Consider the following 17681-nt stretch of genomic DNA (forward strand, 5'->3'; position numbering starts at 1 on the left):
TGCGGCGAGCGTCCGCGACCACCTGTGTCCCCAAAACCCCACACGGGCAGGAGGAGGACAGTCTCCTCCCCGGGGACGGTGCCGCGCATCGGTGAAATCACCGGTCCGCGGTCCCGCCCCCTGTACGGCGGGGCGGGACCGCGGGACCGCCGACGACAGGTCCGTTATCTACTCTTTTCACCCGCGACATGTCCGCGTATCACTAATGCATGTCTACCGTCTCCCCCGTCACCCGCTCACCGGCGCTGCACGGCCGTGACGCGGAACAGGACACGCTGCTGCGACTGCTCGACGGCGCCCGCACCGGATACGGCGGCGCGACGCTCCTCACCGGGGCTCCGGGAACGGGCAAGACCGCGATGCTCGACTTCGCGGTGGAGCACGCGGGCGACTTCGTCGTCCTCAGGGCGCGCGGCACCGAGTCGGAGTCGCGCCTGCCGTGCGCCGGGCTGCACGGACTGCTCCGGCCGGTCATGGACCGGCTGCCCGCGCTGCCCCCGGCGCAGGCCGCGGTGCTCGCGGAGGCGCTGGAGCTGGGGGCGGCCGGGAGCGGACTGGCGTTGCCCGCCGCGGTTCTCAACCTCTTAGGGGTCGTCGGCCGGCCGGTGCTGGCCTGCGTCGACGACGTCCACCACCTCGACGAGCCCAGCCGCGAGGCGCTCTTCTTCGCGGCCCGGCGGCTGGCCGGGGAGCCGATCACGCTGTTGTTCGCCGCGGACGACACCGCCGTCGTTCCCGACGACATCCCGGCGCTCCCGCTGGGAGGGCTCACCGACGAGGCGTGCCGCCGGTTGATCGACGACCTGGCGCCGCCGGAGCTCACCGAGGACCTGCGGACGCCGCTGATGGAGCTCGCCTGCGGCAACCCCCTCGCCGTCGGCGAGCTGATCGGCTCGTTGCGTCCGGAGCAGCTGACCGGCGCCGCCGCCCCGCCGGAGACGCTGCCGCAGGGCGGGCGGCTGTGGCGCGCGTACGCCCAGCGGCTGGCCCGGCTGCCCGGCGACACCGCGCGCCTGCTCCTGCTGCTCGCCGCCGACCCGGACCTGGACATGCTCACCCTGGTCAGGGCCACCGAACCGGAGTGCGCGCTGACCGTGCTCGAACCGGCCGAGCGGGCGGGCGTGATCGTTCGCGTCGCCGGTGACCGCTACGACTTCCGCGAGCGGGCGATGAGACCGGTGGTCTACACCGGAGCGTCCCTCGCCCGGCGGCGCGCGGCGCACCGCCTGCTCGCCGGTGTCCTCGAACACGATCACCAGCGGCTCCGGCGGGCCTGGCACCGGGCCGCGGCGCTGGACGGCTCCGGTGAGCGGCTGGCCGACGAGCTGGCCGCCGCCGCCGCCGCGGCCGCCGGTTCCCACGGCGGTCACCCCGCCCCCTTCCTGGCCTTCGAACGGGCGGCCGAGCTCACCGCCCACGGTGACGTCAGGGCCGCGCGCCTGGCCGCCGCCGCCAACCGCGCCTGGCAGGCCGGTCTGCCGCAGCGCGCCAGGTCGCTGCTCGCCCGCCTGCACTCCCTGACGGTCTCCGAGGAGGTACGGGGCCAGGCCGAACTGATCCACGGCAGCCTGGAGTTGCGCAGCGGCAAGACCGGCAGCGCCAGGGACGAGCTGCTGGCCGCGGCCGAGTGGCTGCTCGGCCACGATCGCGGGCAGGCCGTCCGCGCGCTCATCCGGGCGAGCGAGGCCAGCTACCTGGCCGGGGACAACCACCGGTTCCTGGCCACGGCCCAGCGGGCCGCCGCGCTGCGCCGCCCGGACGACCCCGCGGCCACCCAGCTGATGTTCGAGTATCTGGCCGGTACGGCGGCGACCTTCCGCGGCCGTCACCGGGAGGCGGCCGATCCGCTGCGCCGGGTCGTGGAGCTCGCCGACTCGGTGCACAGCCCGTCGGTGCTGGCATGGGCGGGCGCGGCCAGCCTGCTGCTCGGCGACGACGCCCAGGCGCTGAGGCTGTCCACCCGGGCCGTGGAGACCGCACGCGTGCAGGGCGCCGTCTCCATGTTGCCGCAGGTGCTGGACTTCGTCATCCAGGCCGAGGTCTGGATGGGCCGCTACGGCTCGGTCACCGCCAACGCGATCGAGGGGCTCCGGCTGGCCCAGGAGTCGGGCCAGCTCAACAGCGCCGCTCAGCACCTCGCCTGGCTCGCGATGACCGCGGCCGTGGAAGGCGACGAGGAGACGTGCAGGATCAGGGCCGGAAGCGCCATCGAGCTCGCGGGCGCACACGACCTGGGCATCGCGGGAGCGCTGAGCAACTGGGCGCTGGCCCATCTCGACCTCGCCGCCGGACGCCACGCCGACGCGGCGAAGCGGCTGCGGGCGACGGCCAGGATCAACGGGACCAACGGCCATCTCGTGGTGCGGGTCATAGCGACCCCCCATTTTGTGGAGGCCGCCGTGCGGACGGGCGGCCGCAAGCAGGCCGAGGCCGCGCTGCGGGTGCTCGACCGCTGGGTGGGAAGCACCCGCAGCCCCGACCGGCTGGCGCTGGCGGCGCGCTGCCACGCGCTCCTGGCCGCTCCGGACGATGCCGAGGACCTCTTCAGGAGCGCACTCGACCTGCACCACCAGGGGTTCTCCGAGTTCGAGACGGCCCGCACCCAGCTGTTGTTCGGCAGCGCGCTCCGCAGGAACAGGCGGCCTGGCGCGGCCAGGGAGCACCTGCACAGCGCGCTGGAGACGTTCGAGCGGTTCGGCGCGCGGCTCTGGGTCGAGCAGACGCGCACCGAGCTCCGGGGAGCGGGCGAGGCCGTCCGGTCCCCCCGGCCCAGGGCCGCCGAGAAGCTGACCGCGCAGCAGTTCCAGATCGCCCGGATCGTCGCCGAGGGCGCCACCAACCGCGAGGTGGCGGCCCGGCTCTTCCTGAGCCCCCGCACCGTCGAGCACCACCTCAGGAACATCTTCACCAAGCTCGACATCCGCTCCCGGGTGGAGCTGGTCCGGCTGCTCTCCTGAGCTCCTCCCCGGCCCGAAGACCGGAGCACCGGCCCGCTTTCCGGTGGACCGCGTCTCCCCCGCAGGCGTGACCACCGATCCAGATGACGAGGAAACGGGTGATTTCACCGATGCGTGACTGACCAAGTGATCCAACAATTGCGACTGCCGACAGTCAGAGAAAACGCCGGCCACACCGCGTGCCCCCCGCACCGGCCGGCGGCACGGACGACCGTCGATGTGGTTCCTCTCCTCCGAACAGGGAGTAAAACGACGTGCAGTCAGAGAACATCACCCCCCGCAGCCCGTACCGCTCGATGTCCGGCCACACCGGGATCGTCTCCCGGCCGCCTCGCCGCGGTAGGACCGTCGCCAAGCTGACCCTCATGTTGGCCCTGATCGGTGGCAGCGGCATCGTCGCCCCCGCGGCCCAGGCCGCTGTCAGCCCCGCTCCCGCCCCGCTGGCCGCCAACCCCTACGAGCGCGGCCCGGCTCCCACGAACTCCAGCATCGAGGCCACCCGGGGCGCGTTCGCGACCTCCAGCACCACCGTCTCCTCGCTCCTCGTGAGCGGCTTCGGCGGAGGGACGATCTACTACCCGACCAGCACGGCCCAGGGAACGTTCGGGGGCATCGCCATCTCCCCCGGATACACCGCCAGCAGGTCCAGCATGGCCTGGCTCGCCGAGCGGGTCGCCTCCCACGGCTTCGTCGTCATCAACATCGACACCAACTCGACCCTCGACCAACCGGCCAGCCGGGGCCGTCAGCTCCTGGCGGCGCTGGACTACCTGGTCGAGGACAGCTCGGTCCGCACCCGGGTCGACGGCGCCCGGCTCGGCGTCATGGGCCACTCGATGGGAGGCGGCGGCACGCTGTCGGCGGCGAGCAGCCGGCCGTCACTGCAGGCGGCCATCCCGCTCACCGGGTGGCACACCACGAAGAGCTGGTCGAGCCTGCGGGTCCCGACGCTGGTCGTCGGCGCCGAGAACGACTCGGTCGCCCCGGTGTCCTCGCACTCCAAGCCGTTCTACAACAGCATCCCGGCGTCGTCGGAGAAGGCCTACCTGGAGCTCAACGGCGCCAGCCACTTCGCGCCCAACTCCTCCAACACCACGATCGCCAAGTACAGCGTCTCGTGGCTGAAGCGCTTCATCGACGACGACACCCGCTACGAGCAGTTCCTGTGCCCCTCGCCCCCCAACAGCACCACCATCTCGGACTACCAGGACACCTGCCCCCATTCGTAGGACCCGCGGTCGTCGCCTCGCCACGGCGGGAGGCGACGGCCCGCAGGACCTGCCCCCGAACGGCGGCCGCGGCGCGCGGCCGCCGTTCGGCGTGCCGGGCGCCGGCCCCGCGGTCGCGAGCGGCGGCGGGGCGACCTCCGTGACGCGGATCGGCGAGGTGTCGCCGCCCCCTCGGCGCACCGTCCGCGGGCCGTCAGGGCAGCGCCGGACGATGGATTTCTTCCAAATTGACCGATCACGGTGACTTGGGTAATGACAGGGTAATAGGGTTTACGGCCTATGTCCTGGAACGTAAAACGTTGTGACCGTAAGCCCTTTTTGGCGCTGCTCGCCTTCAGCATTTCGGCCACGCTCGTGGTCAGCGGCAGCAGCTTGTTAAGCGGTCACTTCGAACCGGTTCCCGGCGATCCCGCACCACCGCCCGCCGCCCTCCTGCCCGACGTCGAGGTGACCCCCGTGCCCCCGCCGGAGCCGACCGGTCCCGCGGACCCCACGGCCTCGCAGAAGCCCAAGGAGCCGATGCTCCTCGCCAACGGGCGGCAGCAACCGTTGAAGGTGAAGGTGCCGAGGTCGGCGAGCGGCCGCTACACCGTCGTCCCCGGCGGGGCAGCGCCGCCCAAGGACGCCAAGGGCCGGCGAATCCGCTACATGGTGGAGGTCGAACGCGGCCTGCCGTTCGACGCGAACGAGTTCGCCGACGAGGTGCACCGGATCCTCAACGACCCGCGGAGCTGGGGGTTCCGGTTCCAGCGGGTGTCGCACGGTCCGGCGGAGCTGCGGGTGTCGCTGTCCAGCCCCGCGATGACGGACCGGCAGTGCCTGCCGTTGCAGGTCCTCGGCCGGTTGTCCTGCTGGAACGGCAAGCGCGCGGTCATCAACGCGGTGCGCTGGAACTCGGGGGCGACGGGCTACGGACGCGACGTGGCCACCTACCGCGAGTACGTCGTCAATCACGAGGTCGGCCACGGTCTGGGCCACGGCCACGTGAGCTGTCCGGGGCACGGCAGGCGGGCCCCGGTGATGGTCCAGCAGACCAAATCCCTGTACGGCTGCCGCCCCAACGCCTGGCCGTCGCCCAAGAAGTGAGGGAGACCGGCCCCGGAGCCGAGGCGACCCCCGGATCGAACGCGGCGACGCTTTTTCTCGAATCCCAGAAGTGCCAGGTAGGATGGCGCAGGCTGTTCGGCGCCCGGTACGGGGGATGTCGCAGACCGCTTCAGGGCGCCCGGGGGAGGGCGGCCCGGCTGCTCGCCCGCCTCTGTCAGGGCGGCGTGGCCGGACCGCTTGTGGCCGCAGCATGGCGGCGCGGGACGTACCGTGTGATCGGCACAGGTCTACCCCGCTTCAAGCCCCGGGAAGGTGTGAGCGCTGCGATGACCACGACCACCGAGAACGACGATGTGATCCTCGCCGTCGGCGACGACGACGACGCCCCCGAAAAGCTGGCGGCCGCCATCGGGGCGACCTCCGATCCGGTCAAGGACTATCTCAAGCAGATCGGCAAGGTTCCGCTGCTCACCGCCCATCAGGAGGTCGAGCTCGCCAAGCGCATCGAGGCCGGTCTGTTCGCCACCGAGCAGCTCGGCGAGGACGGTGAGACGCTTCCGGTCGACGTCCGCGCCGAGCTGGAGTGGATCGCCGAGGACGGCCGCCGGGCCAAGAACCACCTGCTGGAGGCCAACCTCCGCCTCGTGGTCTCGCTGGCCAAGCGCTACACCGGCCGCGGCATGCTCTTCCTGGACCTGATCCAGGAGGGCAACCTGGGCCTGATCCGCGCGGTCGAGAAGTTCGACTACACCAAGGGTTTCAAGTTCTCCACCTACGCCACCTGGTGGATCAAGCAGGCGATCACCCGCGCCATGGCCGACCAGGCGCGGACCATCCGCATCCCGGTCCACATGGTCGAGGTGATCAACAAGCTGGCCCGGGTCCAGCGGCAGATGCTGGCCGATCTCGGCCGCGACCCCACCCCGGACGAGCTGGCGACCGAGCTGGAGATGACCCCGCAGCGGGTCGCCGAGATCCAGAAGTACGGGCGCGAGCCGATCTCCCTGCACTCCCCGCTCGGCACCGAGGGCGACAGCGAGTTCGGCGACCTCATCGAGGACTCCGAGGCCGTCACCCCCGACGACGCGGTGACCTTCATGCTCCTGCAGGAGCAGCTCCACTCCGTCCTGGACGCGCTGTCGGAGCGCGAGGCCGGGGTGATGGCGCTGCGCTTCGGCCTGGCCGACGGCGAGCCCAAGACCCTCGACGAGATCGGCAAGGTCTACGGGGTGACGCGCGAGCGCATCCGGCAGATCGAGACCAAGACCATGGGCAAGCTGCGTCACCCGTCGCGATCGAGGGCGCTGCGCGACTACCTGACCTAGTGGCCCGTCACTGAACCTTGGACGGGTAATTGATCTCCTGGGGTGAACCCGTCAGGCTGGCTGCTTCCGCAAGATAGGGAGGTGGTCATGGCGCGCCGACCAGAGGTGTTCGTCCGGCCGTTGTCGATGGAGGAAGGCCGCAGACTGCAGCGGATCACGAGGACCGCGAAGGATCCGATCAAGTTGCGGCGGGCGATCGTGGTGATGATGTCCGGCCAGGGCCAGTCGGTGCCGGACATCACCTCGTTGATGCAGGTCGGTGACGACTACGTCCGTGATGTCATCCACGCCTTCAACGAGCGGGGGTTTGACGCGCTGGACCCAAAATGGAGCGGGGGCCGTCCCCCGGCGATCAGTGAGCGGGTGCGTGAGCGCATCTGCCTGATCGCCAAGACGGTCCCCGCTGAGTGGGGCATCGCCGGCATGTCGACCTGGAGCCTGCGCACGCTGGCCGAGCACCTCATCGCCCGAGGGGTGGTGGCGGCGATCAGCCGCGAGCATCTGCGGCGGATCCTGCGCAAGGGCGGGGTGAGCTGGCAGACCACCACGACGTGGAAGGCATCCACCGACCCGCACTTCATCGCCAAGATGCGACGCGTGCTGAAGCTGTATGACAGCCCGCCCGCTGATGGGCGGGTGATCTGCGTCGATGAGCTCGGGCCGCTGAATCTGCTGCCGCGTAAGGGCAAACGGTGGCGACCTCAGGGTTCACCGGCCCGGCTGCGGGCCACCTACCATCGCTACGACGGCGTCATGCAGATGATCGCGGCCCTGGATCTGGCCACCGGCAAGCTGTTTTACCGCATCCGCAAACGCAAACGCTGGCGGGAGTTCTTGTCCTTCCTCAAGACGCTTCGGGCGCGCTGGCCTGGCGAAAAACTGCATGTGATCATGGATAACTACTCGCCGCACAAGCACCGCGAGGTCCGCGCCTGGGCGGCTGCCAACGATGTCGAGCTGGTGTTCCTGCCGACCTATGGCTCGTGGTTGAACTGGATCGAGTCAGAATTCGCCGCCTTGCGCTACTACGCCCTCAATGGCACTGATCACCGCAGCCATGCCGAGCAGAACGCGGCGATCGGCGCCTATGTGCGCTGGCGCAACGCCCAAGCCCGGCCCAAGACGAACTTCGCCGCCAGCTCACCCATCAGAAGCTGGACCAGTTACCCGGCCAAGGTTGCGTGACGGGCCACTAGACGGCCCTCGGCACGCTCCCCCGGGCGAAGCGCGCATACGGGCGCAGGTGAGATGAGATCCGGCCGTCACCGGCAATAGTGTTGGAGATCCACAACGCAGGAGGATCGATGACACCGCCCGGGGACGAAGAGGTTCTGGACAATCCGACGGCATGGGTGGCCAAGCACATCCGCACCTATATCGAGACCGACGGCAGGAAGGGTCACCTGTACAACGGCATGACCACGCTCCTGCTGAGCACCCGGGGCCGCCGGTCGGGCCTGCTGCGCCGTACGGCGCTCATCTACGGCCAGGACGGCGACCGCTACCTGCTGGTGGCCTCCAACGGGGGCTCGGCGAACCATCCGGCCTGGTATCTCAACCTGTCCGACGACCCCGGCGTCGAGATCCAGGTCGGCCCGGACAAATTCGCCGCCCGGGCCCGGACCGCCACCGCCGAGGAGAAGCCGGAACTGTGGCGGAAGATGGCCGAGATCTTCCCGACCTATGACAGCTACCAGGCCAAAGCCGGCCGGGAGATCCCGCTGGTGATCATCGAGCGCGTCTGACGACCCCGGGCCGCGCGCGCCCGACCGTGTGTCGGGAGTCGCGCGGGCCGGGAAATCATGTCACCGTGATGATGCCGGTCAGGTGAGTTCCTTGATCCGTCCACCGGTCATCCGAGCTAGCGTAAGGCTGGTGCGATCGAGGAAGGGAGCTCCTCCCATGCTGTCCAACGGTGACTACGGGGTCCCCGGCTCACTGGCGAGGGTGCTCGCCGACGTCACCGCCGAGCGAACAGCCCAGGACGCCATGTGGGGCATCCAGGACATCCCCGACGGCACCGGGCCGGAGCATACGAAAGCCGCCGACCAGGCCAAGCAGGACGTCGCCGAGGCGGCGGGGGAAGATCTGCTGACCTGGCGGCACATCCTGCTCGAAGAGGTGCTTGAGGCCTTCGCCGAAAAAGACCCCGACGCCCTGCGGACCGAGCTGATCCAGGTGGCGGCCGTCGCCGTGAAATGGGCCCAGGCGCTCGACCGCCGTGACCGGCGGGAGGCAGCCGTACCGGCCGTCACCGGCGAGCGGCCCTCCACCCCGCACGGCCGGCGATGAACGCCCGGGAACTCGCGCTGACCGGCGCCCACGGGGTGCGGCTGGCCGCGATCCGCGAGGGCGCCAATCCCGAGGCGATCGTCGTGTTCGCCCACGGATTCCTGTCCGACAAGCACGCGCTCGGCCGGTTCGACCGTCTCGCCGCCCGATACGTCGAGGCCGGCTACTCCACGCTCAGGTTCGACTTCTCCGGCTGCGGCGCCAGCGGCGACGCGCCGATCACCGACGAGCGGCGGATCGGCGACCTGCGCGCCGTGCTCGACCAGGTGGAGACCTGGGGTTACCGGTGCGTCGCCCTGCACGGCCACAGCAAGGGCGGGTCCGTCTCCCTTCGCACCCCCGACCCGAGGGTGTCGGCGATGGTCCTGACCGGCGCGCGCACCGCGCCCGTGTACTACGACTGGTCCGAGCACCTGCCCGCCGACGTCCTGACGGGCATCCGCACGCGCGGCCGCGGCCGCAGCCCGGCCACCGGCTCACGCGCCTTCCACCTGCTCACCCAGCAGAGCCTCGACGACTTCGCCACCGTCGACACACGGGAGATCCTCTCCGCGGTCAAGCTGCCCGTCCTGCTGATGTACGGCGACGCGCCGCACGACCGCGAGGAACTCCTGCTCGCCGAGCACGCGGCCTGCGGGATGAAATACCTCTCCCCCGAGTCGCGGCTGCGGATCATCCACGGCGCCGACCACAGCATGGAGGGGCACATCGAGGAGGTCGCCGACCACGGCATCGCCTGGCTGCGGACGCACTGCCCCACCTGACCTGCATGGATTTGCCCGGTATTCCCGGTTCCACCGTACGGCAAAGCCGTGGCCGACCGTGGTTCGGCCGTCGCGCGGGGGGCACCCGATACACATGCGCGTAGTAGTCGTCGGGGCGACCGGGAACGTGGGCACGAGCGTGGTGTCCGCCCTCGCGTCCGATCCACATATCACCTCCATCGTGGGCCTGGCCCGCAGGCTGCCGGACTGGCATCCGGACAAGACCACCTGGCACGCCGTGGAGGCCGCCACCGGGGACCTGGCGCCGCACTTCGCCGGGGCCGACGCGGTCATCCACCTGGCGTGGCTGTTCCAGCCCACCCGTGACCCGGTGACGACCTGGCGGGGCAACGTCATCGGCAGCACCAAGGTCTTCGAGGCCGCGGCGCGGGCACAGGTCTCCGTCCTGATCCACGCCTCCTCCGTGGGCGCCTACTCCTCCGGGGCCAAGGACCGGCCGGTCACCGAGGACTGGCCCACCCACGGCTGGCCGGGCGCCTCCTACGGCCGCGAGAAGGCCTACGTCGAGCGCGTGCTCGACGTGTTCGAGCGGGATCATCCGAACATCAGGGTCGTGCGGCTGCGGCCGGGCTTCATCTTCAAACGGGAGGCGGCGACCGGGCAGCGGCGGCTGTTCGGAGGGCCGCTGGTGCCCCAGCGGGTGATACGGCCCGGCATGATCCCCTTCGTTCCCGACACCCCGGGGCTCGAGTTCCAGACGGTCCACACCGACGACGTCGCCGAGGCCTACCGGCTGGCGCTCACCCGGCCGGTGTCGGGCGCCTTCAACATCGCCGCCGACCCGGTGATCACCCCCTCCGTGCTGGCCGAGCTGCTCGACGCCCGGTTGATGCCCGTCTCGGGCTGGACGCTCAGGAGCACCGTCGCCGCCGCCTGGCGCATGCGCCTGGTCCCCGCGTCGCCGGACCTGGTCGACCTGGTGCTCAGAATGCCGATCATGGATATCGGCCGGGCCCACACCGAGCTGGGCTGGCGACCGCGCCGCTCCTCCGTCGACGCCCTGCGGGAGCTGTTCGAGGGTCTGCGCACCTCCGAGGGGATGGACACCCCGCCGCTCTCGCCCGACACCGGCGGTCCCGCGCGGATCCGTGAGATAGCGAGCGGGGTCGGGAAGCGACCGTGAGCGCTCCGACCCCGTAGGCGGCCCGAAAAAGCCCCCGTGCGGGCGGTGGAAGCCGGATCACCGGGAAGCATCCCCCCATGAGGAAGATTGTCGCGGGGACGGCCTCCTGGACCGACAGGTCGCTGCTGGAGTCGGGCTGGTATCCCGACGACGCCTCGACCCCGGCGAAACGCCTGGCCTACTACGCGTCGCGGTTCCCGCTCGTGGAGGTGGACGCCACCTACTACCACCCTCCGGCGCAGCGCACCGCGGAGGCGTGGCGGGACCGCACGCCGCCGGACTTCACCTTCGACATCAAGGCCTTCTCCCTGCTGACCGGGCACCCCACCCGGCCCGACGCCCTCTACAAGGACCTGCGGGAGAGACTCGGCACGCCGAAGCGGAACCTCTACCTCGACGACGTGCCGCCGGAGATCGTCGAGGAGGTCTGGCAGCGGTTCCTCGGCGCGCTGACGCCCCTGCACGAGGCGGGAAAGCTGGGAGCCGTGCTCTTCCAGTTCCCTCCGTGGTTCCCGATCGGAGAGCGCAACAGGCGCTACATCCTGGAGTGCGCGCGGCGCTGCCGGCCGATGCGCGTCAGCGTCGAGTTCCGCAACCACACCTGGATGGAGGAGGAGAACCGCGTCGCCACCCTTGAGTTCCTCTCCGCGAACGACCTCTCCTACGTCTGCGTCGACATGCCGCAGGGCCATCCGTCGTCGATCCCGCCGGTCCTGGCCGCCACCTCCGACCTCGTGGTGGCGCGGTTCCACGGGCATTCCGAGCGGTGGAACAGCAAGAAGATCGAGGAACGCTTCGCCTATCTGTACTCGGAGGCGGAGCTCAGACGGTTGGCGGCCGGGATCCTCCGGCTCGCGGAGGACGCCGAGGTCACCCACGTGATCTTCAACAACTGCTGCGCGGACGCCTCCCAGCGCAACGCCGCCCGGTTCCTCGCCCTCGTCGACGAACTCAGCGGGCAGCGAACCCCCGGCTGAACACCGGAGCGGCCGCTGCCTCGCCCCGCTCCCTCACCCCTCGTCTCGTGTCATCTGACCTCGCGCCGCATCTGCGACATGGTCGCTCTGCGCTCCTCCGGGGTGGTACCTCCCCACACGCCGTACATCTGCTGGGTGCTCAGGGCGTACTCCAGGCAGCGCCCGCGCACGGGGCAGCGACGGCAGACGGCTTTGGCGCGTTCGTACTGCACCTGGCCGGGCCCCTCGGCGGAGACGGGGAAGAACAGCTCGGGATCTTCGCCAAGACAGGAGGAACGGCGAGACCAGTGGACGATTGGAATGACTTTGTTCTGGACATACATAGCGATCCAAGTGGAAGTGGCGGCGACTCACGATTGGCGGCTCAGCTTCTTGATCGGGTGCCCACTGTAATCCCATATATACCTTTTCGGGTGAAAAATCACAGGGCTTTGACCTGTGGTTTTCCGAGAAAAGGGTCCCCGGCCTCGTTGGTCTCCCCTCTCGCGACGAAGCGTTCACGAAGGCCGCGGCCCTCACCGGCGATCAGCCGCCGACGGCCTGGCGCGCCCGCCCACGGGCACGCGGTGGGTCGTCTTCAGACCGGTCACGTCGCGCGGGCCGTTCCCGGCGAACCGGAGGTCAGGTCACCGCCGAGCGCCGCAGCAGGGAGATGACCGCCCGCTCCACCTCGCCATGCGTGGCCGGCTGCCCAAACCCGACATCGGCGCCCAGCCCGCCGAGCACCCGCGTGATGGTCCGGCCCTCCTCGTAGGCCTCGATGACGCGCGGATCGACGTAGGAGGCCCGTGCGACGGCCGGGGTGTTGCCCAGATAGTCGGCCACCTCGTCGATCACCCGGCTGAGCGCCTTCCTCCTGCCGTTGCCGGAACGGGCCCGCCAGGAGACCGCCAGCCCCACGGCGGCCAGCACCGTCGCGTGCCAGGTCCTGAAGTCCTTGGCCGACACCTCGAAGTCGAACGCCTCGCGCAGATAGGCGTTGATGTCGTCGCTGCGCACGTCGGCCCAGCCGGAACCGTCCCTGTAGCGCAACAGCTCCCCCTCGCCCGCGGCCCTGTCCAAGGCGTTGATCACCTTGCACACGTCCGCGTCGGCGATCTCCACCTCTCTGAATTTGCCGCCCTTGGCCGGATAACCGCAGACGACACGCCCCGCCGTACAGGTGACGTGTTCCGTCCGGAGCGTGGCCAGCCCGAAGGAGTCGTAGGACTCCCCTCCCACCCGGAAGAACCCGATGTCGAGCATCCGCGCCGCGGCGGCCAGCACCCGCTCCCGCGTCAGCCCCCGCCGCTCCAGATCCTCGGCGACCCGCTGCCGGAACTCCGGCAGCCGCTCGGCCACCTCCAGCACCCGGTCGAACTTCGCCCGGTCCTGCTCCACGCGCCAGACGTCGTGATAGCGGTACTGGCGCCGCCCCGCCGCGTCGCTGCCGACCGCCTGGATGTGCCCGTCCGCCGACCGGCAGATCCAGACGTCGGTCCAGGCCGGCGGGATCGCCAGCGCCTCGATCCGGTCGAGGGTACGGCGGTCGCGGACCTGTCCCCCGCCGGAACGGTGGTAGCTGAAGCCCCTGCCCCTGCGCCGCCGCAGGATGCCCGGCTCCGCCGGGTCGCTGTGCCGAAGTTCGCTCACGCGTTGCGTCTACCCGGGAAGAACATCTTCATGACGGAGAACACCGGACCCGGCTCCGCGCTCCAGGACGCCGTGTCGCCGCCCCGGCCGGAAACGCCCGCCCCGGCGACGGTCCGCCGGGGCGGCCACCGGACCGGCCGCCCCGCCGGCGGATCGCCCTAAATGGGCTCGCCCTCGTCCTCGTCGCCCTCCTGAGGCCCGGGAGTGCCGGTCCCGCTCCGGCCGGGGGACGGGGTGGGCTGCCCGGGAACCGGCGTCGTCGGGACCGGCGGCGGGGTCGGCACGAACACCGTCGCGGGCAACGGCCTCAGCGGCGGCTCGACCTCCTCGGCCCTGCGCAACAGCAGCCAGAGCATCACCGTCAGCAACACCAGCAGCACGGTCAGCACGACCGAGGCGATGATCACCGACCGCTGGGTCTCCGTGGGCGGCGGCGCGCCCTTGGGCGGCGGGGGCAGGGCGGGCGAACGATCACTCGCCCAGTGCGGCGCGAAGTCCGGGCCGTGCTCCTCACCGATCAGCGTGCCGCTCACCAGCACCGGTTCGAGGAACCACTCGGCCCCCGCCCGGTCAGGCTCGTACGGCGTGACCACCCACGGAGCGCTCCCCCCGTCCATCGCCAGCACCTGAGGGGTCGTGTCGGCCACCGCGGTGCGTCCTCGCGCGGCCCTGGCCATCCACCCCCACATGCCGGAACGGCTGGCCATCGCCTCACGGATCCCGCTGACGAACCGGTCACGGGCGGCGGGATCGAGCGCGGCGCCCCTGGTCAGCACGGCGACCGAGACCGCCCGGCCGTCGGGCCCCCTCCCGAGGTAGACCAGCCCCGCAGGACCCACCCGCAGCCGGGCCTGCATGAGAAAAGGCCCCAGGTGGGGTGGGTCATCGTATTGGAGCGGACTGGCCACGTCTGCCATGAAAGCACACCCCGGCGATCACATCGCGCCCGTGTGCGGTACTGACAGCGAACCCACATGGGTACTGTCAGAAAATACGAAGCCGACCAGCCGTGCGACCCGGCATCTCATTTGGTGGAATATCAACATGACCGTCGCCGAAGAACTGCCGAGCGAAATCGACACCACGCTGTTGCGCGATGCCCTGACCGAGGTTCGGCGGGTCATCGTAGGCCAGGACCACATGGTGGAACGGTTGCTCGTGGCGCTCCTCGCCCGAGGCCACTGCCTGCTGGAAGGAGTGCCCGGCGTCGCCAAGACCCTGGCCGCCTCCACCCTGGCCACCGTGATCGGCGGCGACTTCGCCCGCATCCAGTTCACTCCCGACCTCGTCCCCAGCGACATCGTGGGAACCCGCGTCTACCACCCCTCCCGCGAGGTCTTCGACATCGAGCTCGGTCCGGTGTTCGTCAACTTCCTGCTCGCCGACGAGATCAACCGGGCCCCGGCCAAGGTGCAGTCCGCCCTCCTGGAGGTCATGGCCGAACGACAGGTGACCCTGGCCGGGAAGACCCACCCGCTGCCCAGGCCGTTCATCGTGCTGGCCACCCAGAACCCGATCGAGTCCGAGGGCGTCTACCCCCTCCCCGAGGTCCAGCGCGACCGCTTCCTGTTCAAGATCCGCATCACCCACCCCAGCGCGCACGAGGAGCTGGAGATCCTCCACCGGATGAGCGTGACCCCTCCGACGCCCCGGCGGGTGCTCGACCCCGTGCGACTGGCCGCGCTGCAGAAGACGGCCGACCAGGTCTCCGTGCACCAGCTCGTCGCCGACTACGTGGTCAGGCTGGTGATGGCCACCCGCTCCCCCGGCGACTACGGCCTGGCCGAGCTGGAGGAGAACATCGAGATCGGGGTCAGCCCGCGCGCCACGCTGGGCCTGGTCGCCGCCGGACGCGGCCTGGCCCTGCTGCGGGGCCGCGACTACCTCCTTCCCGACGACGTGCGCGACGTGGCCGTGGACGTGATGTCCCACCGGCTGATGCTCACCTTCGACGCGCTGGCCGACGGGGTGGACCCCGAGGACGTCGTCAGGCAGATCCTGGCAGCCGTCCCGCCCCCCCTCGTGGTCTGGAACCAGGGCCCCCGGTGAACCCGCGCGCAGCGACGCGATCAACCCACGAGGAGGCGCCGGTGAACTGGACTGAGGACCGCCGTGAGGGCGCGCCGGTGAACTGGACTGAGGAACGCGGGAGCGGAGCGGACGCGTGACGAGGGAAGATCACCGGGTAAGAGCGCCCGAACCGCGACGCGCAGCGTCGCCATCAGCGCAGAGCGAAGCGGATGAGGGACGAGGGAAGCCACCGGTCACCAGCCCCCGAGCCGCGACGCGCAGCGACGCATTGAGCACGCGAGGGGGCGCCGGTGAGCTGGACTGAGGACCGAAGGAGCGAAGCGGATGAGGGACGAGGGAAGCCACCGGTCACCAGCCCCCGAGCCGCGGCGCGCAGCGACGCGATAAGCACAGCCGAGCAGGCGCTGCGCCGCCTCGAACTGACCATCGTCCGGCGGCTCGACGGGTTGCTGCACGGCGCCCACCAGGGTCTCCTCCCGGGGCCCGGCAGCGAGTTCGGCGACAGCCGGGTCTACGTGCCCGGCGAGGACGACATCCGGCGGATGGACTGGGCGGTGACCGCCCGCACGACCGTCCCGCACGTCCGGGATCTGATCGCCGACCGGGAACTGGAGACCTGGGCGCTGGCCGATCTGTCACCCAGCATGGACTTCGGCACCGCCGGAATGGAGAAGCGCGACCTGGTGGTGTCCGCGATCGGCGCGATCGGCTTCCTGTCGGGCCGGATCGGCAACCGCTTCGGCGCCTACGTCCTGCACGACGAGTACATCCACCGGATACCCGCCAGAGGCGGCCGTCCGGCCCTGTACGGCCTGCTGCACTCGCTGATGGACGCCCCCAGGGGCCGTACCGTCGCCGGAGCCCCCGACCTGGCGGAGGCCATCGAGATCCTGGCCGCCGCGCGGCGGCGGCGCGGCCTGCGAGTGATCGTCTCCGACTTCCTCGATCCCGAGCCCAGCCTCGACCCCGGCCTGGAGCTGCCCTGGGAGCGGCCGATGCGCCGCCTGGCCGCCCGCCACCAGGTGGTGGCCATCGAGGTGATCGACCCTCGCGAGCTCGAACTGCCACCGGTGGGGCTGGTCAACCTGACCGACCCCGAATCGGGACGGAGCCGCCAGATCCAGCTCACCCCCAAGGTGCGCAGGGCCTACGCGGAGGCCGCCGCCACGCAGCGGGCGACGAACCGGATCGCGCTGCGCCGCTGCGGCGTCGCGCACCTGGTCCTGCGCACCGACCGCGACTGGGTCCTCGACATCGCCCAGTTCGTCCTGCGGCAGCGGCGGACGGCACACCTGACACATCGGCCCTCGAGGTCCGGAGCGACACATTGACCTTCCTCTCGCCGGCCTGGCTGTGGCTGTTCGCCGCGTTGGCGCTGCTCGCGGCGGCCTATGTCGCCGCCCAGTTCGCCCGGCGCCGCTACGCCCTGCGCTTCACCAACCTGCCGCTGCTGGCGCTCGTGGCCCCGTCGGGGCCCGGCTGGCGCCGGCACGTCGCCCCCGCGTTGTTCCTGGTGATGATGGGCCTGCTGGTCATCGGCGCGGCCCGGCCGGCCGACTCGGTGCAGGTCCCCCGTGACCGGGCGACCATCATCATCGCGCTGGACGTCTCGCTGTCGATGGAGGCCGACGACGTCACGCCCAAGCGGATCACCGCGGCCAAGGAGGCCGCCCAGAAGTTCGTCAACGACCTGCCGGAACGCTTCAACGTCGGACTCGTCGCCTTCGCCCGTTCCGCCTCCGTCGTGGTCTCCCCCACCACCGACCATCAGGCGGTCTTCACCTCGCTCGGCAACCTGAGCACCCGGGCGGGCACCGCCATCGGCGAGGCCGTGTTCAGCTCCCTCGACTCCGTCCACTCCTTCGACCAGCAGGCGGTCACCGACCCGCCGCCCGCCGCGATCGTGTTGCTGTCCGACGGCGACAACACCTCGGGCCGCTCGGTGGCCGACGCGATCGAGACGGCGATGAACGCGCGCGTGCCGGTCTCCACGATCGCCTACGGCACCCAGGACGGCACCGTCTCGATCGACGGCCGCGACGTGAACGTGCCGGTGAACAAGGCCACCCTGCAGACCCTGTCCGACGGCACCGGCGGCCGGGCGTACGAGGCGGAGTCGGGCAGCCAGCTACGGGAGGTGTACGAGCAGATCGGCACCTCGCTGGGCTATCAGACGGTCGAGCAGGAGATCAGCCATCGGTTCGTCGTGGCGGCGATCCTGATCGGCCTGCTGACCGCGGGGACGGCCCTGGTGCTGGGGTCGCGACTGCCCTGAGCCGGTCC

15 protein-coding genes and 1 pseudogene are annotated in these 17681 nt (G+C 70.7%); 13 read left to right on the plus strand and 3 right to left on the minus strand.

The annotated features are described in order from the left end of the window. The first annotated feature begins 209 nt into the window (after nt 1-209). The 10 genes and pseudogenes from J2853_RS17520 (at nt 210) to J2853_RS17565 (ending at nt 11735) form a co-directional block, all read left to right on the plus strand. Nucleotides 210-2957, plus strand: coding sequence for a helix-turn-helix transcriptional regulator (locus J2853_RS17520; RefSeq protein ID WP_307559228.1), 2748 nt, complete (start codon nt 210-212; stop codon nt 2955-2957). 296 nt (nt 2958-3253) lie between these two features. Next, complete coding sequence (gene bdeA, locus J2853_RS17525) at nt 3254-4186, plus strand: bis(hydroxyethyl) terephthalate hydrolase (RefSeq protein ID WP_442480523.1); 933 nt, start codon at nt 3254-3256, stop codon at nt 4184-4186. A gap of 279 nt (nt 4187-4465) precedes the next feature. Then, nucleotides 4466-5272 carry a DUF3152 domain-containing protein gene (locus J2853_RS17530; protein WP_307559230.1) on the plus strand — a complete coding sequence of 269 codons (807 nt, stop codon included), beginning with the start codon at nt 4466-4468 and terminating at the stop codon, nt 5270-5272. Between the two features lie 284 nt (nt 5273-5556). Next, nucleotides 5557-6558, plus strand: a pseudogene (locus J2853_RS17535) (RNA polymerase sigma factor); the annotation flags it as partial. Between the two features lie 87 nt (nt 6559-6645). After that, entirely contained in the window at nt 6646-7743 is a 1098-nt protein-coding gene (locus tag J2853_RS17540; protein ID WP_307554255.1) for an IS630 family transposase, read from the plus strand. A gap of 119 nt (nt 7744-7862) precedes the next feature. After that, nucleotides 7863-8303 (plus strand): nitroreductase/quinone reductase family protein, encoded by a 441-nt coding sequence (locus J2853_RS17545; RefSeq protein ID WP_307559232.1) that lies wholly within the window; start codon nt 7863-7865, stop codon nt 8301-8303. A gap of 157 nt (nt 8304-8460) precedes the next feature. Beyond that, nucleotides 8461-8850: a hypothetical protein gene (locus tag J2853_RS17550; protein ID WP_307559234.1), complete on the plus strand. Its 390-nt coding sequence runs from the start codon at nt 8461-8463 to the stop codon at nt 8848-8850. After that, on the plus strand, nt 8847-9614 hold the full coding sequence (locus J2853_RS17555) for an alpha/beta hydrolase (protein ID WP_307559236.1): 768 nt from the start codon (nt 8847-8849) through the stop codon (nt 9612-9614). Before J2853_RS17550 ends, J2853_RS17555 begins: the two co-directional genes overlap by 4 nt. 94 nt (nt 9615-9708) lie before the next feature. Then, nucleotides 9709-10758: an NAD-dependent epimerase/dehydratase family protein gene (locus J2853_RS17560; protein WP_307559238.1), complete on the plus strand. Its 1050-nt coding sequence runs from the start codon at nt 9709-9711 to the stop codon at nt 10756-10758. A 77-nt stretch (nt 10759-10835) separates the two neighbouring features. Next, a complete protein-coding gene (locus J2853_RS17565) occupies nt 10836-11735 on the plus strand; it encodes a DUF72 domain-containing protein (protein WP_307559239.1) in 900 nt (299 codons plus the stop codon). A 50-nt stretch (nt 11736-11785) separates the two neighbouring features. Here the strand turns inward: J2853_RS17565 and J2853_RS17570 are convergent, their stop codons facing one another. The 3 genes from J2853_RS17570 to J2853_RS17580 all read right to left on the minus strand — a co-directional run bounded on the left by J2853_RS17570 (nt 11786) and on the right by J2853_RS17580 (nt 14284). Further along, nucleotides 11786-12058 carry a WhiB family transcriptional regulator gene (locus tag J2853_RS17570; RefSeq protein WP_307559241.1) on the minus strand — a complete coding sequence of 91 codons (273 nt, stop codon included), beginning with the start codon at nt 12056-12058 and terminating at the stop codon, nt 11786-11788. Nucleotides 12059-12356: 298 nt separating this feature from the next. After that, a complete protein-coding gene (locus tag J2853_RS17575) occupies nt 12357-13367 on the minus strand; it encodes a DNA topoisomerase IB (RefSeq protein WP_307559243.1) in 1011 nt (336 codons plus the stop codon). A gap of 158 nt (nt 13368-13525) precedes the next feature. Next, entirely contained in the window at nt 13526-14284 is a 759-nt protein-coding gene (locus tag J2853_RS17580; RefSeq protein ID WP_307559245.1) for a hypothetical protein, read from the minus strand. Nucleotides 14285-14411: 127 nt separating this feature from the next. Here J2853_RS17580 and J2853_RS17585 point away from each other — a divergent pair, with 127 nt between their 5' ends. The 3 genes from J2853_RS17585 to J2853_RS17595 all read left to right on the plus strand — a co-directional run bounded on the left by J2853_RS17585 (nt 14412) and on the right by J2853_RS17595 (nt 17673). Continuing rightward, the gene (locus J2853_RS17585; RefSeq protein WP_307559247.1) at nt 14412-15416 is read left to right on the plus strand and encodes an AAA family ATPase; all 1005 of its coding nucleotides are present in this window, start codon (nt 14412-14414) and stop codon (nt 15414-15416) included. A 365-nt stretch (nt 15417-15781) separates the two neighbouring features. Continuing rightward, on the plus strand, nt 15782-16729 hold the full coding sequence (locus tag J2853_RS17590; RefSeq protein WP_307568709.1) for a DUF58 domain-containing protein: 948 nt from the start codon (nt 15782-15784) through the stop codon (nt 16727-16729). After that, nucleotides 16726-17673, plus strand: coding sequence for a VWA domain-containing protein (locus J2853_RS17595; protein ID WP_307559249.1), 948 nt, complete (start codon nt 16726-16728; stop codon nt 17671-17673). The genes J2853_RS17590 and J2853_RS17595 overlap by 4 nt, the downstream gene beginning before the upstream one ends. Nucleotides 17674-17681 lie beyond the last annotated feature (8 nt).

The organism is Streptosporangium lutulentum (assembly GCF_030811455.1).
GTDB lineage: Bacteria > Actinomycetota > Actinomycetes > Streptosporangiales > Streptosporangiaceae > Streptosporangium > Streptosporangium lutulentum.